This window comes from Streptomyces sp. NPDC037301, assembly GCF_055602785.1.
In genome coordinates this window covers 297,343-319,933 of sequence record NZ_JBVJWD010000003.1, presented here as the reverse complement: position 1 = coordinate 319,933, position 22,591 = coordinate 297,343, and the positions used below count along the sequence as shown (strand labels likewise).

Sequence of the window (22,591 nt, the reverse complement as noted above, 5' to 3'; positions counted from 1 at the left end):
CGGGTCTCAGTGGACAGAAGGGCACTCGTGCGATGCGGCGGGGACGGGCCCCGGACCGGGCGGATGCTGTTGGTCCGGGCGGTCCGGGGCCGCCGGTCTCAGACGCTCCGGGCCGGGTACCCGGGAGTACCGAAGGAGGGCACCGCGTCTGTCGCATCGGTCACAACGCCGGAGTGATCGACGTCAGACCCCCGGGCCGGGGCCGTGCTCCCGCCCGGCCCGAAGGCCGGATTCCCTGCGAAGATCAAGGGGTGGGAAGTGGTCTCTTCTCGATCGCCGCTGCCATCACTTCCGGGAATAGATCCGGGGTGCATGCGAATGCCGGTGCGCCCAGGGCCCCGAGGGCCGCCGCATGGTCGCGGTCGTAGGCGGGTGCACCCTCGTCGGACAGCGCGAGCAGCGTCACGAACTGCACGCCGGATGCCTTCATCGCGGCGACCCGCTTCAGCATCTCGTCGCGTATGCCGCCCTCATAGAGGTCGCTGATGAGGACGACGACGGTGTCGGCGGGGCGGGAGATCTTCGACTGGCAGTAGGCGAGCGCCCGGTTGATGTCGGTGCCGCCGCCGAGCTGGGTGCCGAAGAGTACGTCGACGGGGTCGTCGAGCTGGTCGGTGAGGTCCACCACCGCCGTGTCGAAGACGACAAGCCTGGTTTGCAGGGTTCGCATGGAGGCGAGCACCGCGCCGAAGACGGAGGCGTAGACGACGGAGGCGGCCATCGACCCCGACTGGTCGATGCAGAGGATGACGTCCTTCTTCACGGACTGCGCGGCCCGCCCGTAGCCGATGAGCCGCTCGGGGACGACGGTGCCGTACTCGGGGAGGTAGTTCTTGAGGTTGGCCCGGATGGTTCGGCCCCAGTCGATGTCGTGGTGGCGGGGCCGGTCGATCCTGGCCGAGCGGTCCAGCGCGCCGGTGAGTGTGGCCCGGGTGCGGGTGGCGAGCCGCTTCTCCAGATCGCCGACGACCTTGCGCACGACGGCTCTTGCGGTCTCCTTCGTCGTCTCGGGCATGACCTTGTTGAGCGAGAGGAGCGTTCCGACGAGATGGACGTCCGCCTCGACGGCCTCCAGCATCTCCGGTTCGAGGAGCAGTGCGCAGAGGCCGAGTCGGTCGATCGCGTCACGCTGCATGACCTGGACGACGGAACTGGGGAAGTATCTGCGGATGTCGCCGAGCCAGCGGGCCACGGAGGGGGCGGAGGCCCCCAGTCCGGCCGAGCGGTTGCTCCCGCCCCGGCCCCCGGGTCTGCCTCCGCCGCCGTACAGCGCGGTCAGTGCGCCGTCCATCGCGGCGTCGCGTCCGGTGAGGGTGCAGCCGGTACTCTCTGCGCTGTCCCCGCCCAGGACCAGCCGCCACCGACGCAGCCGCTCGTCGTCCGCCGGGCCCGACTGCGGGCGGGGTCGTGCCGAGCGGTCCGCCGGGCCGGGCGGCAAGCTGTGGGCCGGGTGCGGTGCGGTGCCGGCCGTGTCCGTGGTCATCCCGTCGCCCCCAGCGGTTCCTTGACGTTCCCGACTCTCTCGTCCGGATCCCTGTTGTCCGGGTCGATGCCGCCCGGGTCCGGACCGGTGCCGGTGTCCAGACCGAGCAGCAGACGCAGCACCGGCACCACCGCGTCGGCCCTGGCTCCGTCGAGTCCGGGGCCGAAGCCGGGCGCCGTCGTCCCGGTGGCGGTGGTTGTCGGCCCCCCGGAGGACGGACCGCGCCGTACGAGTTCGCCCAGCGTGCGCCGTACGCCCGCTTCGTACACCGAGAAGGTGCGGCGCAACAGGGGCAGCACATCGGCGAAGGTGTCGGCTGGAACCCCGGTGAGCCAGGCGTCGACCAGGCCCAGCAGTCGCTCGTCGTGGACGAGGAGCATGCCGCCCCCGGCGGCACCGCCGACGAACCCCTCGATCCAGGCCGCGGCGTCGGCCGGGGGTGTGCCGGGCGAGAGGGCCAGGCCCATCAGCCGTGCCGCGTCGTCCTCCGCGAGCCGTCCTTCGTCGAGCAGCAGGCGGGCCGCGCGGCCCCGGATGACACCCGCGACCGTGTCCCGGGCGGCGAGCTTGTGCAGCACGGCGGTCCAGCGCTCACGCAGCCCGGCCCCGTCATCATCCGCCCGAACGACTCCGGTGAGCAGCCCGATCGCTGTGTGGACCCCGTCCACCCGGCGGCGCAGTTCGGCGGCGCCGTCGGCGTCCAGGCCGGTGCAGGCGGGAGGGAGTCCGACGCAGATCCGTTCGGCGAGCCCGGCGGCGACCTCGCCGAGAGCCGCAGTGTCCGTGGACCGCACGTCGCCGTAGCGCAGGGTGCGGGCCAGCGCGGGCAGGGCGTCGGCGAGATGGCCGACGTCGGCGTCGAGTGCGGCACGGTCGGCGAGGGCCCGCATCACCACGGGCAGCGCGTCGGGCAGTTCCGCGAGGAGGCAGTGCTCGGCGAGTGCGGTGACCTCGGCGAGTGCGGTCGCCGAAGCCGCCTGGGTCTCGGCCTTGGCGGTCGCCGCGGAGAGCACGGTGGTGCCCCATGTCCCGGCCTCCGCGACCCGTACGTACAGCTCGGGCTCCCAGCGCAGCCGCCAGCTCTCCCGGAAGGTTCCGGTACTCGCCCGGCCTGCGACGGGCTCGCCCCAGCCGACGGCGAGGATCCGCAGCCGGTGGAGCAGCCGACTGCGGGCCACGTCGGTGTCCTTGCGCAGGTCGAGCTCCACCTCCCGCTCCACAGCCTCCGGTTTGAGCCGGAGTGTGCGCTGCTGTCGGGTGAGGTCGTGCTGCAGGGGTACGGCGGGGGCGGTGTCCGGCACTTCGCCGAGTGTCTCACCGACTGTCAGCCGGTCCTGTACGAGCGCGAGCGGCACATCGGAGCCTTCGCACATCACGGCCCGGATCGCATCGGTCGTCTCACTCAGCCCGGCCAGCGGGCGGCCGCGCATGGCGGCGAGGGTCTCGGCGAGCCTGACGGCCTCGATGACATGGGCGGACGAGACGAACCGGTCCTCGTCGCGCAGGAGTCCGGCGACCTTGGTCATCCACCGCTCGATCGGGCGGTCGGCGGTCTCGAAGAGGTGTCCGTACCAGCCGGGCGAGTCGATGCCCGCCCCGTATCCGCTGTGCCGGGCCAGCCGGCGGTGCGACCAGGGCACCCAGGTCAGCTCGGCCTTGACCTTGGGCAGCCCCTTGAGCAGGGCCCGGTCGGCGGCGAGCGTGGTCCTCGTGACGAGCGCGGGCACATGCCAGGCGCCGCAGACGACCGCGATGTCGTCCCCGAACTCCTTTACCGCCTTGCGCAGTTGGATACGCATATACGCCTCGCGGACGGTGTCACGGGGGTGGCCGCCGTCCCCGTACACCTCACGCAGGGCCGTCATCGCCTCGGCGAGCGCGGCGAACGGTGCCCGCGGGTCGACGGCTTCGCCGCCCTGGGCGCGGTGTTCGACGACGTCCTCCCACCAGCGCTCCGGGTCGTCGTAACCCGCCGTCTCGGCCAGTACACCGATGGGGTCGATCGGGGCATGCGCAGGCGAGCCGACCGTAGACGGCTCCCCGGATCCGTCCCGTTCCACTCCCCCATTCCCCTCCACTTCCCCGTCCCCGCCCCCATCCGTCTCGCGCTCCGCTGCCTGTGCCATGGCCAGGGAGTTCACCGCGGGCAGGTCGATGAAGCGGACCGGGACGTCGTGCGCCAGCGCCCAGCGGATCGCGACCCACTCGGGCGAGAACGCGGCCAGCGGCCAGAACGCCGCCTGTCCCGGGTCGTCGACAGCATGGGCAAGAAGCGCGACCGGCGGCCGCATCTGCTCGTCGGAGGCCAGCGGCAGCAGTGCGTCACCTTCAGGAGGTCCCTCGATCAGCACCGCCCGCGGGCGGGCGGCCTCCAGGGCCGCACGGACGGCTCGGGCCGAGCCCGGGCCGTGGTGCCGCACTCCCAGCAGCAGCGGTCCGGCGGAACGCGCGGCCGCGGTCATGCGGATACCTCGCGGCAGGCGCGGTAGAAGTCCTTCCACCCGTCCCGCTCCCGGACCACGGTCTCCAGGTACTCCTGCCAGACCACCCGGTCGGCCGCGGGATCGCGGACGACCGCGCCCAGGATGCCCGCCGCCACATCACCGGGGCGCAGCACCCCGTCGCCGAAGTGCGCCGCCAGCGCAAGGCCGTTGGTGACGACGGAGATCGCCTCGGCCGTAGACAGCGTCCCCGAGGGAGACTTGAGCTTGGTGCGGCCGTCGATGCTGACACCGTCACGCAGCTCGCGGAAGACCGTCACGACGCGCCGGATCTCGGCCATGCCGTCGGGCGCGGCCGGAAGGTCGAGCGAACGCCCGATCTGGTCGACGCGCCGGGACACGATGTCGACCTCTGCGTCGGGGGTGGCCGGCAGCGGCAGCACGACGGTGTTGAACCGGCGGCGCAGCGCGCTGGACAGCTCGTTGACCCCGCGGTCGCGGTCGTTGGCGGTGGCGATGACGTTGAAACCGCGGACCGCCTGGACCTCCTGGCCCAGTTCGGGGACGGGGAGGGTCTTCTCCGACAGGATCGTGATCAGCGAGTCCTGCACATCGGCGGGGATACGGGTGAGTTCCTCGATCCGGGCGGTCATGCCGTCGGACATGGCGCGCATGAGCGGACTCGGCACCAGGGCGCCGCGGCTGGGCCCGTGCGCGAGCAGTTGTGCGTAATTCCAGCCGTAGCGGACGGCTTCCTCCGGGGTGCCCGCCGTGCCCTGGACGAGCAGCGTCGAGTCGCCGCTGACGGCGGCCGCGAGATGCTCGGAGACCCAGGTCTTGGCGGTACCGGGAACGCCGAGGAGCAGCAGGGCCCGGTCGGTGGCGAGTGTGGTCACGGCGACTTCGACGAGGCGGCGCGGACCGACGTACTTGGGCGTGATCACCGTGCCGTCCGGCAGTGTGCCGCCGAGCAGGTAGGTGGCGACGGCCCATGGGGACAGCTGCCAACGAGCGGGCCGCGGGCGGTCGTCGGCCGCGGCAAGGGCCTTCAGCTCATGGGCGAAAGCGTCCTCGGCATGCGGTCGCAGGGCCTGTACGCCAACGGCGGCGGTGGTTTCGGACACGGTCATGGATCCCCCTCCAGATCGGTCGACCTGATGTGGTTTCCACCGTGCACCATGGCACTGACAATCGGCCCCGACCGCAGGTCGGGGCCGATTCGGCGACTACGGGCGGAGCGTTCAGCCGGTCACCGGCGAGACCGCGACGCAACCGCCGGCGGTGACGAGGCCCGCGCCCTTGGCCTCCTTGATGACCTTGCCCTTGTGGGTGATCGAGCAGGTGACGTCGGCCCCGTCCTCGTCCAGGGCGATCGGTATGACGGCGGGCGGCATGATCCCGCGCAGCGTGACGGTCTTCCGCCACGGCAGCTTGGGGGACTTGACCGTCTCGATCTCCGGGTCCATGGCCTTGCCGCCGCCCGCGTGGAACTGGATCTCGTCCACGCTCGTGCCGGTGACCTCGTAGGTGACTTCGTACGTCTCGTCCACGGCCTTGTCCACCTGATCGACGGTCTCGGAGCAGGCGCCGAGGCCCACGGCGAGACCGAGAACGACGGCTGCGCAGACGGCCGTCCGAACGGTGCGGACGGTGCGGACGGTGCGGATGTTACGGACGGTGCGGTTCATCAGCTGATCCCCCGGATCCAAAGGTCTGGAGTTCGCAGCGAATCGCAAAGGAAAGGTAAAGTCAAGTGGTGCGCATGACGGCGAATCAGCAGGTCAGGATGATTGTCAGTGGTGCGTTCTACCGTCGTTCCCATGCTGCTATCTCACGGGGGAGAACCCTTGCGCACCGCCGACCCGGCGGCGCGCTGGACGGTGGAGCAGGTCCTGGCCCTGGCTCCTGACGACACGTCACGCAAGGCGGGGAGCAAGCTCGGTTCGGCCGGTCCGTGGTCGGGCGGCGGGTGCGACGGTTCGGGTGCGGTGTGGGGGCTGTGCAAGGGAAGCGGAAGCAAGCCGTATCAAACGGTGGTGGACACCACCGGCCCTGCTTACAAGTGCAGTTGTCCCAGCCGGAAGTTCCCGTGCAAGCACGCGCTGGGCCTGCTGCTGGTCTGGGCGTCCGGCGAATCGGCCCTGCCCGCCGGCGAGGTGCCGGACTGGGCCGGTGAGTGGCTGACGGGCCGTCGCAAGCGTGCGTCGGACAAGGGGGAGAAGGGCGGGCCGACGGTGGGCGGCGCCTCGGGCGCAGGCCCGGCCGACCCGGAGGCCGCCCGGCGGCGCGCCGAGCGCCGGGCCGGGCGGATCACCGGCGGTGCACAGGAGCTGGAGCAGCGGCTGACGGATCTGCTGCGCGGCGGTCTGGCAGCGGCCGATCAGTCGGGGTACGGGCTGTGGGAGGAGACGGCAGCCCGCATGGTGGATGCTCAGGCGCCCGGACTTGCCGCCCGTGTACGGGAGTTGAGCTCCATCCCGATGTCCGGGCCGGGCTGGCCGGTGCGGCTGCTGGAGGAGTGCGCGCTGCTCCATCTGCTGGACAGCGCATGGCTGGGGATCGACCGGCTGCCGGAGCCGCTGGCGGCCACGGTCCGTACCCGTGTGGGGCTGACCGCCCCCGCCGAGGGCCCACCAATCCGCGACCGCTGGCTGGTCCTCGCCCAGTACGACACCCCGGACGGCAAGATCGTCACGCGCCGCATCTGGCTGTACGGGAGGGTCTCGGGCCGCACGGCTCTGCTGCTCTCCTTCGGGGCGGCAGGGCGCGCCCCCGCGCTGGCACTGCCGGTGGGCGTCACGATCGACGCCGAGATCACGCTCTATCCGGGCGCCGGCCGGCTACGGGCGGAGCTGGGCGGGCAGTTCGGTGTTCCGTCACCGACCGGTACGCCACCGCCGGGCGGTACGGCGGCGGCCGCGATCGGTGCGTACGGAGACGCCCTGCTGGACGATCCCTGGCTGGACGCCTGGCCGGTGACACTGCGCGAGGTCATACCCGTACCGTCCGGGGACGGCTGGCAGCTGGTCGACGCGGCGGGTGATGCGGCCCTGCCCGTCGCCCCTTCGGCGCTGTCCCGGCCGGGCCTGTGGAAGCTCGTCGCACTCTCCGGCGGCTCGCCCATCACGGTCTTCGGCGAATGCGGCCACCGCGGATTCGACCCGCTCGCGGCCTGGTCCACGAACGCGGACGCCGGAGCTTGCGGAGCCGATGCCGACGGAGTCGGGATCAGCAGCGTCGACACGACGTCCGAGACCGTGCCGCTCATCTGACGTTGGATTCGAAGGGGGACCAATGCCTCACACCGTCACACCCGCGCCCTGGGAAGAGCTCGTCACCTCGGCGCTTCTCGGCACCGACCGCCGCCCGGCCGAGGGAGGCGGCGGACCGGGCGGACTTCTGGACGCGGCGGCGCTCCACACCGTGCAACGCAGAGCGGGGCTGCTGCCCCCCTCCGCGGCCGCCCGGCCCGAGCCGGCGCCCGCCGACCCGCGGCCGCCGCTGCCCCCGGCCGCGCGACGCAGGCTCGCCCAGCTGCTCGCGGACCGGTCGGCACCGGGCGGCTCGGGCGGCCGGCGGGGTGCGGCTCCTGATCTCACGGAGCTGATCCCCCAGTGGCTGGCCACCGCCAATCAACACGGCTACCGGGCCCCGGCCGCGTTGCTCCCGTCCCTGCTGGACGCGGCCAGGTCCCGTACCGACCTGCGGCCGCAGGCCCTGGCCTTCGCCGGGCCGCGCGGGCTGTGGCTGGCCGGGCTGAACCCCGAGTGGAAGTTCGCGCTGCGCGGCTCGTCCGGCGGCTCGTTGCTGCCGGACGTCACGGAGCCGGAAGCGGTCGCCCGGCTGTGGGAGGAGGGCCTGTTCGCCGAACGGGTCGCCCTGCTCGGGGCCGTACGGGCACACGATCCCGCTGGAGCGCTCGGGCTGCTCGCCACCACATGGACCACCGAGCGTGCCGAGGACCGGCTGATGTTTCTCGACTCACTGCGCACCGGACTGTCCGGAGTGGACGAGACCTTCCTGGAACAGGCGCTCTCCGACCGCAGTCGCAATGTCCGTTCGACCGCTGCCGAACTGCTGTCGGCGCTGCCGGAGTCGGCGTTCGCCGAACGGATGGCGGGCCGCGCGATGTCCTGTGTGAGCCCGGATCTCACCGGCGACGAGGCCTCCGTCGCCGTGGAGGCCCCGCACGAATGCGATGCGTCGATGGAGCGCGACGGCGTGGTGGCGGTGCCGCCGTCCGGGCGGGGCGAACGGTCGTGGTGGCTCGGCCAGTTGGTGGAGGCGACCCCCCTCGCCACCTGGCCGGTGCGGTTCGGTGGCCGCGCCGCACAGGAGATCGTCGGCCTGCCGGTGGCCGACGGCTGGGCCGAGGAACTGAACGCGGCGTGGTGCCGGGCAGCAGTGCGGCAGCGGGATCCGGAGTGGGCCCGCGCACTGCTCGGCGCCCCGTCCGTCCCCCCGTCGAACGGCCGGCCCGGTACGGCGTCGCTCGCCGAGCGGTCGAAACTGCTCGCCATACTTCCCGCAGCCGAACGGGCCGAATGGGTAGCCGACTTCATCGCGGCGCACGGACTGTCGGAGGCCTTCCAGTTGCTGGGGGTCTGCCCGACACCCTGGGCCGGACCACTCGGCCGCTCGGTCGTCGACGCCCTGGACATCGCCCGGGACGCGGGCAGCTATCCCTGGAGTTTCAGCGGCGTGATGGGCCTCGCCGAGCGCTGCCTGAACCCGGCCGAGGCGGACCGCCTGGCGGTCCTCACCACCACCCCGGACGAACCGGAGGACGCCTCACCGGGCGCGAACGGCTACTGGTCGGAGGCATTCCAACGACTGGTCTCCACGCTGCGGCTGCGCTCGGCGATGGACTTGGAACTGATACCGGATTGAGGGGGGAGCAGCGGACTCCGGCCGAGGGGAATCGGCAGGAACCGGACGCCTGGGCCTGGGGACAGGGCCCCGAAGGACCGGAGCCCGAGTGGGCCGGAGCCCGAGAGCCGAGTGTCCGGCGGGGCCGGCGGCCGGCCTCGGTCACCGGTCCCAGGTGAGCGGCACGGGCGTGCCGGGGGCCCGGGAGGGGACCGGGGACTCGGGGGCCAAGTGCCCGACAGGGGCCGGGGCCCGGGACGGGGCTGGGCGGAGCCGGGGCCAGGCGTCCGACGGGGCCAGTGGCCGATGCCCAGGCACCCGGTCCCGGGCGCAGTCCGCAGAGTCGGCCGCAGGCAGTGACTCCGGGCAAGCAGCTCCAGGGGCTCCAGGGCAAGCGGCCCCCGCCGGCCACCCCCGCGCAGCCGTCACCAGCACACCGCCGCGGGCAGACGAGCCTGTCGGCCCGCTGCCTTGCGGTGGGGAGAGGTCAGGCTTCCGCGTGGTGGCGGACGTTCGCGTTGACCCAGTCGACGATCGACGCCGTCGTCGCCCCCGGAGTGAAGATCTCCGCGACGCCCTGGTCCTTCAGCGGTGCGATGTCCGCCTCCGGGATGATGCCGCCGCCGAAGACCTTGATGTCCTCCGCCTCGCGCTCCTTCAGCAACTCGATCACCTTGGCGAAGAGCGTGTTGTGCGCACCGGAGAGGATCGAGAGGCCGATCGCGTCGGCGTCCTCCTGGATCGCGGTGTCCACGATCTGCTCGGGCGTCTGGTGGAGCCCGGTGTAGATGACCTCCATACCGGCGTCGCGCAGCGCCCGCGCGATCACCTTGGCCCCGCGATCATGGCCGTCCAGGCCTGGCTTGGCCACCACCACACGGATCGGACCGGTCACACCCATCACTGCCTCCACATGCGTCTCCCGTGCCTGAAGGGCCGGGGATGTGAACGAACGTTATCGACAGCATCCCGCAACCCGCCGTTTCGCGGTGGACGGGGAGGGGGAAATCACACGTGGGACATGTTCACCGGGCGCCGTTCCCGCTTGACGCGGCACACCTGCCGTGCGGGACCGGCCGCCAGGGGAGCCGCCAAGAGGTCGCCGTACCACCGCGCCGCCAGCCGCGCGGCACGGTGGTACGGGCTGCCGGGCCCGTCATCGGGCCTGTCGGCCGATCGTTCGCCGGTCACCACCGGTGAGCGGGGCCTGCGAATCGGGGCCGAACCCCGGCCGGATGGCCGGGCGGGCCGCCCGTACCTCCGCAACGGCACCCCATGAGGGCATACGGGGACCGGAGCCGCCTCCCCCGCTTGCCGAAGCAGGAGGTCGGCCATGAAGGTCCTGCCTTTCCTTCCCCTATTGCTGCGCCGGCCGTGTCTGTGTTGCGTCCGGCTGCCATCCGCGCTGCTCAAGGCCACCGCACTCGAACTGGTGGTGCTCGCCGGGCATGTGCTCCTCTACCCCACCGGCATCGCCGGGGAGCGGCGGCCCCCGCAGCGCCCGGCCGAACCGACCACCGCACCCCCCACTGCCCCGGCCGGGACCTCCGCCCTTCCCGCCGAGGGCGGCGAGCGGCCGCCGGTCGTGCTTCTGCACGGCTTCATCGACAACCGCTCGGTCTTCGTCCTGCTCCGCCGCTCCCTCGTCCGGCACGGCTGGCGCCATCTGGAGTCGCTCAACTACTCACCGCTGACCTGTGACATCCGTACGGCGGCCGAGCTGCTCGGGCGGCACGTCGAGGAGATCTGCGCCCGCACCGGACACCACCGGGTCGACATCGTCGGGCACAGCCTCGGCGGCCTGATCGCCCGCTATTACGTGCAGCGGCTGGGCGGTGACCAGCGGGTCCGCACCCTGGTCACCCTCGGCACACCGCACGGGGGCACGTCCATCGCCCCACTGGCCAGCGCTCACCCCATCGTGCGCCAGATGCGTACGGGCTCCGCGCCGATCGAGGAACTGCGCAGGCCGGCGCCCGGCTGCCGCACCCGGTTCGTGAGCTTCTGGAGCGAACTGGACCGGGTGATCGTCCCGGCCGAGGCGGCCTGCATCGACCATCCGGATCTCGACGCGCTGAACGTACGCGTCAGCGGCATCGGCCATCTCGCGCTCCCGGTGCACCCCACCGTCGCCACCGCCGTCCGGCAGGCGCTGGAATCCCGCGAATCGATGATCGAAGCCACAGGAGCCACCGGAGCAGCAGGAGCAGCTTCGGTGGCTTGACCGGCCCGGCCTCACCTCACCGCACCCCGCCGGAGGCCCCAAAAATAGAACGCGTTTCGAACATAGAGCCAAGGCTGTGTGGACAGCCCGTCGAAAGACGGCCGATTGCCCGTTTCCTGAGCCGCCCGAGCCTGCCGAAGATTGTCGACGTCACGTACCGCCGGGTAAAGTCGCGGCCACTGCTCCCCCTGGGATCCCTCCACCGGACCCCAGGCCACAGCTCCTGCTGCCGAGGCGAGAGAGAAGTTGGTGAACGACCAGCACCCCCACGCCGGGTACGCCGGATACGACAGCCAAGCCACCGGCGGCTTCGACAGCGACCCGCTCTTCGGCTCCCTTCCCGGCAGCTACGACGGCACGCACGGCAGCGGCTACGACACCGGCCAGGCCGGGTACAGCGGCCAGTACGACTCCACGCAGTGGGACACGGGTACACACGCCACCACCTCGTACGACGCCTACGCCCCGTACGCAGCGGAGTCCCAGCAGCAGTACGCCGCAGGCCCCACGTACGACACCACAGCCACCTGGACGCCCGGAGCCGACTACGGCACGGCAGCGACCACGGCCGCCACCGCTACCGCCACCTTCGCCGAAATTCCGGCCCAGGGCGCCGCCCCGGACTCCACGGGCCAGTGGGACACCAACGGCTGGTACCAGACCGGCCAGTGGGCGACGACCGACACGGCCGCGTACGACACCGGCGCGTACGACGCAACCGCCTGGAACACCGGCGCCACGCCCGAGCAGGAACAGCAGGCCGCGCAAACCACGCAAACCGCACAGATGTTGCACGAGGCGCCGACGACACACGAGGCACAAGAGGCGCACGAGGCGCACCAGTCGTACGAGTCCTATGCCGACCAGGGCTCCTTCGACCCGTACGAGCCCCATCGCACCGCCGAGTTCAGCCTCCCGGAGACGGGGGCGGAGGCCGGCTTCGACACCGACGTGCACGAAGCCGCCGCCGACGACACGGCCGACGCCGCGCCCGACACCCACCGCCCCATCGGACGCCCCGCCATCCGCGGTGGCGGCGGCAGCCGCAGTCGGCGGCGTTCCCCCGCAAAGCGTTCCGCGCTCCTCACCGTCGCCGTTCCCTCCGCCTGCGTGATGAGCGTGGCCGGTATCGCCGCGGCTTCCGTCAGCGGACTGGGCGGCGAGGACAAGAAGGACAACACCACCACGATGGCGGCCGCCGACCCCGGCTCCGTCAAGCCGGTCGCCGCCAACAACAAGCTGGACACCCAGCTCGCCAACCTCAGCGCCGACGCGGAGAACTTCGCCGACCGCGCCAGCCGTACCCAGGAACGCATCGACCTGAGGGAGCGGCAGGCCGCCGAGAAGAAGAAGCGCGCGGAAGAGGCCGCCCGCAAGGAGGCGCTGCGCCCCAAATTCCTCCTGCCGGTCGCGCAGCACGGCCTCAGCGCGTACTTCGGCCAGGCGGGCGTCAACTGGATGTCCGTGCACACGGGCATCGACTTCCCCGTCTCGTACGGCACGCCCGTGATGGCCGCGACCGACGGCACCGTACGCACCCAGCTGAACAGCGCCTACGGGAACATGGCCATCGTCACCATGGCCGACGGCACCGAGACCTGGTACTGCCACCTCAGCAGCACCAAGATCCGCTCCGGCCCGGTGAAGGCCGGCGATGTGATCGCGTACTCCGGGGATTCAGGGAACTCCACCGGCCCGCACCTGCACTTCGAGGTCCGGCCCGGGGGCGGAGCGGCAATAAACCCGCTGCCCTGGCTCCGCAGCCACGGACTCGACCCCACCTGAGCCACCCGGCGGCCGGTGCAACTGCCCCGGCCGCCCACTCGACTACCGGACTACAGCTTCTCGACCGGCGCGTACCGCAGCAGCAGCTTCTTCGGCCGCTCGTCCCCGAAGTCGACCGTCGCCTTCGCCTGGTCGCCGACGCCCTCGACCGCCGTGACCGTGCCGAGCCCGAACTGGTCGTGCGTGACCCGGTCCCCGACCACCAGCGTGACCGTCGGCTTGTCCGAGGTGCGCCGGGTCGCGAAGCCCGAGGGGCCCGACCGGGCGCGCGACGAGGACAGTGACGACGTGATCCCCGACGTCGGTCCGGCCGGGGCCGCCATCGGACCGGTCCGCTTCCACTCCAGGTGCTGGTCCGGGATCTCCTCCAGGAACCGCGACGGCGGGTTGTACGAGGGCTGCCCCCACGCGCTGCGCATCGCCGCCCGGGTCAGATAGAGCCGCTCGCGGGCCCGGGTGATCCCGACGTACGCGAGCCGCCGCTCCTCCTCCAGCTCCTTCACCTGTCCCAGCGCGCGCATGTGCGGGAAGACGCCGTCCTCCATGCCGGTCAGGAAGACCACCGGGAATTCGAGGCCCTTAGCGGTGTGCAGCGTCATCAGCGTGATGACACCGGAGCCGTCCTCGTCCTCGTCGGGGATCTGGTCGGAGTCGGCGACGAGCGCGACCTTCTCCAGGAATTCGGCGAGCGTGCCCGCACCTTCCTCTTCCCCCCGCTCCTGCTCGAATTCGAGGGCGACGGCGGCGAGTTCCTGAAGGTTCTCGATGCGGGTCTCGTCCTGCGGGTCGGTGGATGCCTGGAGCTCGGCGAGGTAGCCGGTGCGCTCCAGCACTGCCTCCACAACCACCGCCGGGCCCGCGCCGGACTCGACGATCGTGCGCAGCTCCTCCATCAGCGTGTTGAACCGCTTGACGGCGTTGGCCGATCGGGCCGCCATGCCGTACGCCTCGTCGACCCGGCGCAGCGCCTGCGGGAAGGTGATCTTCTCGCGCATGGAGAGCGCGTCGATCATCGCCTCGGCACGGTCGCCGATGCCGCGCTTGGGCACATTGAGGATGCGGCGCAGCGGGACGGTGTCCTCGGGGTTGGCGAGGACCCGGAGGTAGGCCAGGACGTCCCGGACCTCCTTGCGCTCGTAGAAGCGCACACCGCCGACGACCTTGTAGGGCAGTCCGACGCGGATGAAGATCTCTTCGAAGACACGGGACTGCGCGTTCGTACGGTAGAAGATCGCGACATCGCCCGCCTTGGCGTCGCCGGCGTCGGTCAGCCGGTCGATCTCGTCGGCGACGAACTGCGCCTCGTCGTGCTCGGTGTCGGCGACATAGCCGGTGATCCGGGCGCCCGTGCCGGCGTTCGTCCAGAGGTTCTTGGGGCGGCGGCTCTCGTTGCGCTCGATGACCGCGTTGGCAGCGGACAGGATCGTCTGCGTGGAGCGGTAGTTCTGCTCCAGGAGGATCGTGGTGGCGTTCGGGTAGTCCTCCTCGAACTGGAGGATGTTGCGGATGGTCGCGCCGCGGAAGGCGTAGATCGACTGGTCCGCGTCACCGACGACGCACAGCTCGGCGGGGGCGTCGCCCTCGCCGGCCGGGCCGACCAGTTCGCGCACGAGGGTGTACTGGGCGTGGTTGGTGTCCTGGTACTCGTCGACCAGGACGTGCCGGAAGCGGCGGCGGTAGTGCTCGGCGACGTCGGGGAAGGCCTGGAGCAGATGGACCGTCGTCATGATGATGTCGTCGAAGTCCAGCGCGTTGGCCTCGCGCAGCCGGGACTGGTACATCGCGTAGGCCTGGGCGAGGGTCTTCTCGAAGCCTCCCCCATTCTCGGCTCCGCTCGAATGGGAGGTGCCCCCTCCGACCTGGCCGGCGAAGGTCTCCTCGTCGATCAGCTCGTTCTTCAGGTTGGAGACCTTGGCCGTGAACGCCTTCGGCGGGAAGCGCTTCGGGTCGAGGTCGAGATCGCGGCAGACCAGGGCCATCAGGCGCTTGGAGTCGGCGGCGTCGTAGATCGAGAACGACGAGGTGAAGCCGAGCTTCTTCGACTCGCGGCGCAGGATGCGTACGCACGCGCTGTGGAAGGTCATGACCCACATGGCGTTGGCGCGCGGTCCGACGAGTTGCTCGACGCGCTCCTTCATCTCGCCGGCGGCCTTGTTGGTGAAGGTGATCGCCAGGATCTGGCCGGGGTGCACCCCGCGCTCGGCGAGGAGGTGGGCGATCCGGTGGGTCAGCACCCGGGTCTTTCCGGAGCCCGCCCCGGCGACGATGAGCAGCGGGGAGCCCGCGTGGACCACGGCGGCGCGCTGCTCGGTGTTCAGCCCGTCGAGGAGCGCCGCGGAGTCGATGACGGGGCGGTGCGCGCCGTCGCGGTAGTACGCGTCCCTGGGCGGCGGGGGCCCGTCGAATACGCCCGCGAAGAGGTCCTCCGGCACCGCTTCGGGTGCGGAGTCCTCGGGGGGCGGCGGGGGCTCTTCCTCCGAGTGCTGGAGGCCGGCCAGGAAGCTGTCGTCAAAGAGGCTGCTCATCGCTTGTCGAGTCTAGGCCGCCGCAACGACACACGACGGCCGCATGGCGAACCGCACCCGACGACCGGGCACACAAAGGCAGCGGTCACCCACTCCGTGTAAGGGGATACGGCGGCCTTCCGTTCCACCCGAACCCGACAGCTGACCCGGTAGCGGTCCGCGGAAGGAGATGCCGGCCTTGGCGTCGCATCGCAGACCGCGCACCCGGGTGCGCACCACCACACCGGCCGCAGGGCTCACCACGGCGGCACTGGCGTCCGTGACCCTGTTCTCCGTACCGAGCGCCACGGCCGCCCCACCCCGAATCCCAGCATCGAGGACGTCCAGAAGAAGCTGGGCGAGGCGCGCGCGATGCTGTCGGGCGGCACGGGCCGGCTCAGGTCCAGAGCGTGGCGATGAAGATGTTGGCGAGCGTCAGCCCGCCCACCGCCGCGAAGGCGCCCTTGTCGACCTTCTCCTCGTCCCGCTTGACGTAGACGAGCGCAAGGATCACGACCAGGAGCAGCAGCTTGACCCCGATCTTGATGTTGTTCACGTGGTGGCCGTCGGCCTCGTTGAGCCCGACCAGCGCGACACCGGTGACCAGCATCGTCAGTGCGCCGTGCAGCATCGCCGGGACGAAACGGGCCGTGCCCGCGCCCATCGCCTTCATCTGGGTCAGGAAACCGCCCAGCAGAGAGGCGATGCCGATGATGTGCAGGGCGACGAAGACATTGATGAGTACGTCCATGGCTCCGCAGCCTAGCCCCGGCCATATCACCACTCCGCAGGCAGGTCGGCTTCCTGTTCACTCTCGCCCGCACCAATTGCCTGACTCTGGTGCAATTTTTCCGATCAATCGACGACAGCGCCGCGCCAAATTCGGGCAATAGGCGTCATTACGACTCTTCCCCGTGCCCCGGGTTTAGCGTCCCTACCCAGGTGACCGGCTTCACCGCCGCTCCGCACCCGGACGGCGAACCGGTCACCCCGCCGAGAAATCCGGCGGCGGGCCGCTCCCCCTGTTGGTGACCCGCCGCCGGACCTCGGGCGGGCCCGCCGGTAGTCCCCGACGGGCAGTCGCCAGGAAGGACGCACGCCCCCGTGGCAGCGCACCGGAAACCCAAGCAGCGCCCGTACACCGGCTCTGCTGCCCGCACCGCAGCCACCCTCGCCATCGCCGGGGCCGCCACCGCTGCCGCTCTGCCAGGTTCCGCACACGCCGATCCCCAGCTCACCCCCGCCCAGGTCAGGGCGGAGGTGAACCGGCTGTACCACGACGCGGAAGTCGCCACCGAGCAGTACAACGGCGCGAAGGAGAAGGCGTCCGCCGCCGCCGATGCCGTCGACACCCTGCGCGACGAGGCAACCCGCAGGACCGAGCGTCTCAACGCCTCGCGCAACGCACTGGGTTCGCTCGCCGCCGCGCAGTACCGCACCGGCGGCCTGAACCCGGCCGTACAGCTGGCGCTCTCCTCCGACCCCGACCAGTATCTGGAGCGCGCGTCGTACGTGGACCGGATCGGCGACCGCCGGGCCGCCGAGGTCGACGGGGTGGAGCGGCAGGTCGCCCGGATCGCCCAGCTGCGCTCGCAGGCCAAGGGAAAGCTGGCTGCGCTGGCAACCCGCCAGGCCGAGCTGAAGAAGCACAAGGCGACGATCAGGACCAAACTGGCCGACGCACAGCGGCTCCTCGCCACCCTGTCCCCGGCCGAGCGTGCCGCCTACGAGAGCTCGGACAGCGCGCGCTCCGCCGACCGTGCCGACCGCAGCACCGCACGCGGTCCAGCCCAGACTCCCAACACCCGTGCCGCCGAGGCCATCGCGTTCGCGTACGGGGCGCTCGGAAAGCCGTACGTCTGGGGCGCGACCGGCCCGTCCTCGTTCGACTGCTCCGGGCTCACCCAGGCCGCCTGGCGCTCCGCCGGTGTCTCGCTCCCCCGGACCACGTACACCCAGATCAACGCCGGACAGCACATCTCCCGCTCCGAACTCGCCCCGGGCGACCTGGTGTTCTTCTACTCCGGCGTCAGCCACGTCGGGCTCTACATCGGCAACGGCCTGATGATCCACGCCCCGCGCCCGGGAGCACCGGTCCGGATCGCGCCGATCGACCAGATGCCCTTCGCCGGAGCGACCCGGGTGGCATAGGCTCCCGACTTCTGATCAACCGGCCGGAGGACAACCGCACATGCCCATGGACCTCGATGTCCAGACCCATGCCCGTACGCTCGCCCTGCGCTCCCCCGACCATCTCCGGGTCGGCCCCTTCACCGTGCGGTACAACCCGAACTGGTCGATCAAGTACGCCAATTACGCGATACCCGATCAGGACGCCGAGCCGACGGCGGAGGACCTCGACGCACTGATCGCGGCGTTCCGCGAGTACGACCGGATGCCGCGGCTGGAGTTTCTGCCCGGCTGGGCACCCGCGGTCGAACCCGCGCTGCTCGCCGCCGGGTTCACCGTCGAGAACCGGGCCCCGATCCTGGCCTGTGCCCCGGGCGGCCTGCTGCCGCCGAAGCCGGTGGACTCCCTCGCGATCGCCGAACCGGTCACCGACGCGGAGTTCGACGCCGCCGCGCTCGTCCAGCACCACGGATACGGCGGGACCGGCGAGCCCGAGGGCGGCGAGGCTGCCTGGCTGCGCGCGGCGGCCGGGGGCGGCGGGGTCGCGGCCCTCGCCACGGTCGACGGCATCCCGGCGGGCGCGGGCGGCTGCTCGGTCCCGGTCGACGGCCTCACCGAACTGGCCGGCCTCGCCGTCGCCGGCACCTTCCGCCGCCGCGGCATCGGCGCCGCGCTCTGTGCCCACCTGACCGCGACCGCCTTCGAGCGGGGCTGCCGGGTGGTGTGGCTGGAGCCGGGCGACGCGGATGTGGAGCGGATCTACGCGGGGATCGGCTACCGCAGGGTCGGCGAGAAGCTGAACATCTCGCTCGGCCCCGCCCCTGCGGCCGGCTGACTCAGACCAGCCGCCGCGCCGTCGCCCACCGGGTCAGCTCGTGCCGGTTCGACAGCTGCAGCTTCCGCAGCACCGCCGAGACATGCGACTCGACCGTCTTCACCGAGATGAACAGCTGCTTGGCGATCTCCTTGTACGCGTAGCCGCGGGCGATCAGCCGCAGCACCTCGCGCTCGCGCTGCGTCAGCCGGTCCAGGTCCTCGTCGACCGGCGGCGCGTCCGTGGAGGCGAAGGCGTCGAGGACGAAGCCGGCCAGCCGGGGCGAGAACACCGCGTCGCCGTCCTGGACCCGGAAGACCGAGTCGACCAGGTCGGTGCCGGTGATGGTCTTCGTGACATAGCCGCGGGCACCACCGCGGATGACGCCGATGACGTCCTCGGCGGCGTCCGAGACGGACAGGGCCAGGAACCGCACCGGGTTCTCGGCGGCGCCCATCAGCGGGGCGCAGCGGCGCAGCACCTCGACGCCGCCGCCGCCGGGCAGATGGACGTCGAGGAGGACGACCTCGGGGCGGGTCGCCGTGATGACAGTGACCGCCTGGTCGACATCGGCGGCCTCGCCGACCACCTCGACGCCCGTCTCCTCGGTGCGGCCGATCTCGGCCTGGACGCCGGTGCGGAACATCCGGTGGTCGTCGACGAGCACGACCCGTACCCGGCGCTCCGGGCCCCCGGTCGCCTCAGTGGTCTTGGTCATCGCTCGCCCTCTCCATCTCCAGCTCGACTTCCGTGCCCCCGCCGGGCACCGAACGCAGCCGCGCCGTACCACCGTTGCGCTGCATCCGGCCGATGATTGATTCTCGTACGCCCATTCTGTCCCCCGGTACGGAATCCAGATCGAATCCCGGGCCCCGGTCGCGTACCGAGACGAAGACCGTGCGGCCCTCGACCTCCGCGTAGACCTGCACGGCGCCGCCCTCGCCACCGTACTTGGCGGCGTTGACCATCGCCTCGCGTGCGGCCTGCATCTGTGCGGCCAGCTTCTCGTCCAGCGGGCAGTCGCCGACGACGACGACCTCCAGCGGAACGCCGTGCTTGTCCTCGACCTCGGCGGCGGCGCGCTTGACCGCCTCGGCGAGGGTCTCGGGTTCGTCGTCCTCGTCCTTGCCGGTGCCCTCGGGGTTGTACAGCCAGTTGCGCAGTTCGCGCTCCTGTGCGCGGGCCAGTCTGCGGACCTCGCCCGCGTCCTCCGCGTTGCGCTGGATCAGGGTGAGGGTGTGCAGCACCGAGTCATGGACATGGGCGGCGACCTCGGCACGCTCCTGGGCCCTGATGCGCATCGTGCGTTCCTCGGAGAGGTCCTGGGTCATGCGTACGAGGTAGGGGCCGGCCAGCAGCGCGATGCCGGTGAGGACGGCGATCGCGGCGGTCAGGACGTTGCCGAGCTGGGCCGCGGACCCGCGTACCACCATGAAGACGGCCAGGCCCAGGCCGACCAGGGCCACCCCGGCAAGCCCCCGGGCCAGATGCAGCACCCGGCGGCGGTTGCCGACCTCCATCCAGCGGGCGCGCCGGGCGTTGTCGGCCTGCCGCCACACCAGTACGGAACCTGCGCCGATCAGCAGCGTGGGCCAGATGTAGCGGTCGGCCTTGCTGCCCATGTCGACGTTGCCGACGAAGATGATGGCGCCGATGAACAGCGCGATGAGAGCGAAGACCTGGCCCTTGTCGGGTTTGCGGAGCCGGCGTCTGCCGTCCGGGGCGGTCTCGAAGACGGAGCGCGGCGCATCCACACCACCGACACCGAGCGGGACGACGATCCAGAACACGGCGTAGAGCAGCGCGCCGAGGCCGTCCGCGAAGAACAGGCCGAGGAAGACGAACCGCACCCAGGCGACGGGCAGCCCGAGATGCCCGGCGAGACCGCGCGCGACGCCGCCGAGCAGCCGTCCGTCGGCGCTGCGGTACAGCTTGCGCAGCGGCGGCTCCTCCGGGTCGGCGTTGAGGGAGCTTGTGGCTCGGGGCGTGGCGGCTGGCATGACCCGATCGTCACATGTCCGTACGGGCGACGGCATCAGGGTCCGCCCCCGACTCGACCCTGAGAGTGCGCCCGGGCGCCTCCCGCGGGAGCCGCCCGGCCGGTACCGGGTTGCCTCCCCCAGGGGACCGCCGGGCCAATATCAGGGATCGACCAGGGTCGGTGCGGGTCCCGGATGGGCGCCCGGCCCGTCACCATGGAGCCATGACCGTTCCCCAGGACGCCTCCCCCGGTGTCGCACCGCCCCCCGGACCGGGACCGCAGCTGCGACGCAGCCCGCGGCACAAAGTCGTGGCCGGGGTGTGCGGCGGGCTCGGCCGGTACTGCGACGTCGATCCGGTGATCTTCCGGATCGTGCTCGGTGTGCTGTCCGTCACCGGCGGCATCGGACTGATCTTCTACGGCTTCGCCTGGCTGCTGATCTCCCTGGAGGGCGAGGACGAGAACGAGGCGCGCCGGCTGCTGTCCGGCCGCGTCGAGGGTGCGTCGCTGATCGCGGTGCTGCTCGCGCTGATCGGCTGCGGGCTGTTCCTCTCCATGCTGGGCAACGGCGGCACGCTGGCGTTCTCCGCGATGCTGTCGCTCGCGGTCGTCGGTTTCGCCGTCTGGACGCAGAACCGCAGGACGGCGGCGCCCGAGGACCCGCTGCATCCGGCGACCGCGCAGGCGGTGGCGGACGCGCCGCCCGAGGTGAAGGCTCCGCCGTCGCCGGGCAGCCCGTCGTGGTGGCGGGATCCGATCATCAAGGACGGCACCTCGGGTCCGGTGGGCCCCGGCTACCTGTGGGGTCCGGCCGATGTGACGCTCGACGGCCGGGCGGTACGCCCCCGGGGGGCGACGCCTCAGGACCCGTTCCGCGCGCCCCCGCAGGAGGCCGGCACCCGGGGCCCGGCCTCGATCGGCGGTCTCGTATTCCTGTTCGCGCTGATCGCGGGCGGTCTGGGCACGGGGCTGAGCTGGGACTCCCAGCCGTTCGGCACGAGTCTGCAGATCGGTCTGGCCGGTGCGCTCGCGGTGTTCGGGCTCGGCATGCTGGTCAGTGCGTTCCTCGGACGGACCGGCTTCGGCACGGTCATGCTGTCGATGACCACGGCGGCCCTGCTGGCGGGTTCGTCCGCGCTGCCCAAGGACATCACCACCCAGTGGGTGCGCGAGGGCTGGCAGCCTGCCTCGGTGGCGGCGGTCCGGCCGCACTACGAACTGGGCTCCGGGGTGGCACGGCTGGACCTCACCGAGATCACGGTCCCCCGGGGCGACACCGTCCGTACGGGGGTGAACGTCGGGGCGGGCCGCGCGGTCGTCGTCGTACCGAAGGCGGTGACAGTGAAGGTGGACGCGCGGGCAGGCCTCGGTGACATCACATTGCCGGTCAACCAAACGGGCGACGCGCCGGACAGTCTGCAGCGCGCTGTGGACGTCAACCCGTCGCAGCAGGAGCGCAGGACGCTTCCGCCGCCCCCGGGCAGCAAACCGGCCGGCACGGTCGAGCTCACTCTCGAAGTCGGCATCGGACAGGTGGAGGTCACCCGTGCTGCGTCATGAGATCCGTCCGGGGCGGGCGGTGGCGGGCCTGGTCATGCTCGCTCTGGCAGCGGGATACGCGGCGGACGCCGCGGGGGTCTGGGACGCCCCGTGGGTCTTCTTCTTCCCGCTGTTCTTCGGCGGCCTCTGGCTGGCCGCCACCGCAACCTGGGTGAACTACACGATCCGTCGCCGTCGTGACGCGAGAAGGGCGTCCACGGAGAACGCCGCGGCCCCGCCGAGCAGCAGCGGCAGCCAGGCCATGAGGTAGGCCAGGTCGTTGCCGAAGTAGTACGGATCGACCTGCCAGCTCACGGTCAGCCACAGGCTCAGCGAGATCAGCGCCCCGCCGAGCGCGGCGAGCCGTGCCCACAGCCCGATGAGGGTGCCGATGCCGACGGCGAGTTCACCGAGGGCGATGGCGTACCCGAAGGCGCCGGGACTCTTCAGCGCGAGATCGACGAGGGCCGGGATCGCGGACGAGTCGCGTACCGCGTGCATCATCTCGCCGATGGAGCCGGCGCCGCTCGCGCGGAAGAAGGAGCTGTCCGTCAGTTTGTCGAGCCCGGCGTAAATGAAAGTGACACCGAGAAAGATCCGCAGCGGCAGCAGGGCATGCTCCCGCGCCAGCTCCTTGAGCCCTCTCGGCTCACCCAGACCGCGTACGGCCGTGCCGTAACTCTGAATGTCCTGCATGTGGCTGCCCCACCTTCCGTAGACCCGTCGACAGACCATACGTACGCGGTGGACGCCCGGCTCACCCGGTGAGGCGTCCGGTCGGCCGGTATCTGTCACCCTTCGGCCGGGCGCGGGCTGCGGCA

The 22,591-nt window shown here is 71.5% G+C and carries 17 protein-coding genes and 1 pseudogene; 8 read left to right on the top strand and 10 right to left on the bottom strand.

The window, feature by feature from the left end:
* Positions 1 to 244 precede the first annotated feature (244 nt).
* From ACZ7IB_RS07540 to ACZ7IB_RS07525, 4 genes are all read right to left on the bottom strand, one after another.
* Entirely contained in the window at positions 245 to 1,483 is a 1,239-nt protein-coding gene (locus ACZ7IB_RS07540) for a VWA domain-containing protein (protein ID WP_470909984.1), read from the bottom strand.
* Positions 1,480 to 3,945: a DUF5682 family protein gene (locus ACZ7IB_RS07535; protein ID WP_470909983.1), complete on the bottom strand. Its 2,466-nt coding sequence runs from the start codon at positions 3,943 to 3,945 to the stop codon at positions 1,480 to 1,482. The genes ACZ7IB_RS07540 and ACZ7IB_RS07535 overlap by 4 nt, the downstream gene beginning before the upstream one ends.
* A complete protein-coding gene (locus ACZ7IB_RS07530) occupies positions 3,942 to 5,054 on the bottom strand; it encodes an ATP-binding protein (RefSeq protein WP_470909982.1) in 1,113 nt (370 codons plus the stop codon). Before ACZ7IB_RS07530 ends, ACZ7IB_RS07535 begins: the two co-directional genes overlap by 4 nt.
* Positions 5,055 to 5,165: 111 nt before the next feature.
* Positions 5,166 to 5,612, bottom strand: coding sequence for a hypothetical protein (locus ACZ7IB_RS07525; RefSeq protein ID WP_470909980.1), 447 nt, complete (start codon positions 5,610 to 5,612; stop codon positions 5,166 to 5,168).
* Positions 5,613 to 5,744: 132 nt separating this feature from the next.
* On the opposite strand from ACZ7IB_RS07525, the gene ACZ7IB_RS07520 reads away from it, so the two are divergent.
* Both ACZ7IB_RS07520 and ACZ7IB_RS07515 read left to right on the top strand, forming a co-directional pair.
* The gene (locus ACZ7IB_RS07520; RefSeq protein WP_470909978.1) at positions 5,745 to 7,196 is read left to right on the top strand and encodes an SWIM zinc finger family protein; all 1,452 of its coding nucleotides are present in this window, start codon (positions 5,745 to 5,747) and stop codon (positions 7,194 to 7,196) included.
* A gap of 22 nt (positions 7,197 to 7,218) precedes the next feature.
* A complete protein-coding gene (locus tag ACZ7IB_RS07515; protein ID WP_470909976.1) occupies positions 7,219 to 8,814 on the top strand; it encodes a DUF5691 domain-containing protein in 1,596 nt (531 codons plus the stop codon).
* 466 nt (positions 8,815 to 9,280) lie between these two features.
* Here ACZ7IB_RS07515 and ACZ7IB_RS07510 read toward each other — a convergent pair whose 3' ends face one another.
* The gene (locus ACZ7IB_RS07510; protein WP_093899677.1) at positions 9,281 to 9,694 is read right to left on the bottom strand and encodes a cobalamin B12-binding domain-containing protein; all 414 of its coding nucleotides are present in this window, start codon (positions 9,692 to 9,694) and stop codon (positions 9,281 to 9,283) included.
* Between the two features lie 432 nt (positions 9,695 to 10,126).
* Between ACZ7IB_RS07510 and ACZ7IB_RS07505 the strand changes: the two genes are divergently transcribed.
* Positions 10,127 to 11,017 (top strand): esterase/lipase family protein, encoded by an 891-nt coding sequence (locus ACZ7IB_RS07505; protein WP_470909973.1) that lies wholly within the window; start codon positions 10,127 to 10,129, stop codon positions 11,015 to 11,017.
* Positions 11,018 to 11,266: 249 nt separating this feature from the next.
* Positions 11,267 to 12,802, top strand: a complete 1,536-nt coding sequence (locus ACZ7IB_RS07500) for a M23 family metallopeptidase (protein WP_470909971.1) — start codon at positions 11,267 to 11,269, stop codon at positions 12,800 to 12,802.
* Between the two features lie 50 nt (positions 12,803 to 12,852).
* Here the strand turns inward: ACZ7IB_RS07500 and pcrA are convergent, their stop codons facing one another.
* Positions 12,853 to 15,327: a DNA helicase PcrA gene (gene pcrA, locus ACZ7IB_RS07495; RefSeq protein WP_470909969.1), complete on the bottom strand. Its 2,475-nt coding sequence runs from the start codon at positions 15,325 to 15,327 to the stop codon at positions 12,853 to 12,855.
* A gap of 169 nt (positions 15,328 to 15,496) precedes the next feature.
* Here pcrA and ACZ7IB_RS07490 point away from each other — a divergent pair.
* Positions 15,497 to 15,663 (top strand): annotated as a pseudogene (locus tag ACZ7IB_RS07490) (glycoside hydrolase); the annotation flags it as partial.
* Between the two features lie 40 nt (positions 15,664 to 15,703).
* On the opposite strand, the gene ACZ7IB_RS07485 reads toward ACZ7IB_RS07490, so the two are convergent.
* Positions 15,704 to 16,057 carry a hypothetical protein gene (locus ACZ7IB_RS07485; RefSeq protein ID WP_114246172.1) on the bottom strand — a complete coding sequence of 118 codons (354 nt, stop codon included), beginning with the start codon at positions 16,055 to 16,057 and terminating at the stop codon, positions 15,704 to 15,706.
* Positions 16,058 to 16,410: 353 nt separating this feature from the next.
* Between ACZ7IB_RS07485 and ACZ7IB_RS07480 the strand changes: the two genes are divergently transcribed.
* Complete coding sequence (locus tag ACZ7IB_RS07480; protein WP_470909967.1) at positions 16,411 to 17,457, top strand: C40 family peptidase; 1,047 nt, start codon at positions 16,411 to 16,413, stop codon at positions 17,455 to 17,457.
* Positions 17,458 to 17,497: 40 nt separating this feature from the next.
* Complete coding sequence (locus ACZ7IB_RS07475; RefSeq protein WP_470909963.1) at positions 17,498 to 18,271, top strand: GNAT family N-acetyltransferase; 774 nt, start codon at positions 17,498 to 17,500, stop codon at positions 18,269 to 18,271.
* 1 nt (position 18,272) lies between these two features.
* Here ACZ7IB_RS07475 and ACZ7IB_RS07470 read toward each other — a convergent pair whose 3' ends face one another.
* Entirely contained in the window at positions 18,273 to 18,968 is a 696-nt protein-coding gene (locus tag ACZ7IB_RS07470) for a response regulator transcription factor (protein WP_342285371.1), read from the bottom strand.
* The gene (locus tag ACZ7IB_RS07465) at positions 18,952 to 20,250 is read right to left on the bottom strand and encodes a PspC domain-containing protein (RefSeq protein ID WP_470909961.1); all 1,299 of its coding nucleotides are present in this window, start codon (positions 20,248 to 20,250) and stop codon (positions 18,952 to 18,954) included. Before ACZ7IB_RS07465 ends, ACZ7IB_RS07470 begins: the two co-directional genes overlap by 17 nt.
* Before the next feature lie 203 nt (positions 20,251 to 20,453).
* Between ACZ7IB_RS07465 and ACZ7IB_RS07460 the strand changes: the two genes are divergently transcribed.
* Positions 20,454 to 21,791 (top strand): PspC domain-containing protein, encoded by a 1,338-nt coding sequence (locus tag ACZ7IB_RS07460; protein WP_470909960.1) that lies wholly within the window; start codon positions 20,454 to 20,456, stop codon positions 21,789 to 21,791.
* A 156-nt stretch (positions 21,792 to 21,947) separates the two neighbouring features.
* Here ACZ7IB_RS07460 and ACZ7IB_RS07455 read toward each other — a convergent pair whose 3' ends face one another.
* Entirely contained in the window at positions 21,948 to 22,466 is a 519-nt protein-coding gene (locus ACZ7IB_RS07455) for a DoxX family protein (RefSeq protein WP_470909959.1), read from the bottom strand.
* Between the last annotated feature and the right edge of the window lie 125 nt (positions 22,467 to 22,591).

Coding starts and splice junctions, on each gene's coding strand:
- ACZ7IB_RS07485 (WP_114246172.1), bottom strand. CDS start 16,057: ATGGACGTACTCATCAATGTCTTCGTCGCCCTGCACATCATCGGCATC.
- ACZ7IB_RS07530 (WP_470909982.1), bottom strand. CDS start 5,054: ATGACCGTGTCCGAAACCACCGCCGCCGTTGGCGTACAGGCCCTGCGA.
- ACZ7IB_RS07520 (WP_470909978.1), top strand. CDS start 5,745: ATGCTGCTATCTCACGGGGGAGAACCCTTGCGCACCGCCGACCCGGCG.
- ACZ7IB_RS07460 (WP_470909960.1), top strand. CDS start 20,454: ATGACCGTTCCCCAGGACGCCTCCCCCGGTGTCGCACCGCCCCCCGGA.
- ACZ7IB_RS07525 (WP_470909980.1), bottom strand. CDS start 5,612: ATGAACCGCACCGTCCGTAACATCCGCACCGTCCGCACCGTCCGCACC.
- ACZ7IB_RS07455 (WP_470909959.1), bottom strand. CDS start 22,466: ATGCAGGACATTCAGAGTTACGGCACGGCCGTACGCGGTCTGGGTGAG.
- pcrA (WP_470909969.1), bottom strand. CDS start 15,327: ATGAGCAGCCTCTTTGACGACAGCTTCCTGGCCGGCCTCCAGCACTCG.
- ACZ7IB_RS07540 (WP_470909984.1), bottom strand. CDS start 1,483: ATGACCACGGACACGGCCGGCACCGCACCGCACCCGGCCCACAGCTTG.
- ACZ7IB_RS07535 (WP_470909983.1), bottom strand. CDS start 3,945: ATGACCGCGGCCGCGCGTTCCGCCGGACCGCTGCTGCTGGGAGTGCGG.
- ACZ7IB_RS07515 (WP_470909976.1), top strand. CDS start 7,219: ATGCCTCACACCGTCACACCCGCGCCCTGGGAAGAGCTCGTCACCTCG.
- ACZ7IB_RS07505 (WP_470909973.1), top strand. CDS start 10,127: ATGAAGGTCCTGCCTTTCCTTCCCCTATTGCTGCGCCGGCCGTGTCTG.
- ACZ7IB_RS07475 (WP_470909963.1), top strand. CDS start 17,498: ATGCCCATGGACCTCGATGTCCAGACCCATGCCCGTACGCTCGCCCTG.
- ACZ7IB_RS07510 (WP_093899677.1), bottom strand. CDS start 9,694: ATGGGTGTGACCGGTCCGATCCGTGTGGTGGTGGCCAAGCCAGGCCTG.
- ACZ7IB_RS07470 (WP_342285371.1), bottom strand. CDS start 18,968: ATGACCAAGACCACTGAGGCGACCGGGGGCCCGGAGCGCCGGGTACGG.
- ACZ7IB_RS07465 (WP_470909961.1), bottom strand. CDS start 20,250: ATGCCAGCCGCCACGCCCCGAGCCACAAGCTCCCTCAACGCCGACCCG.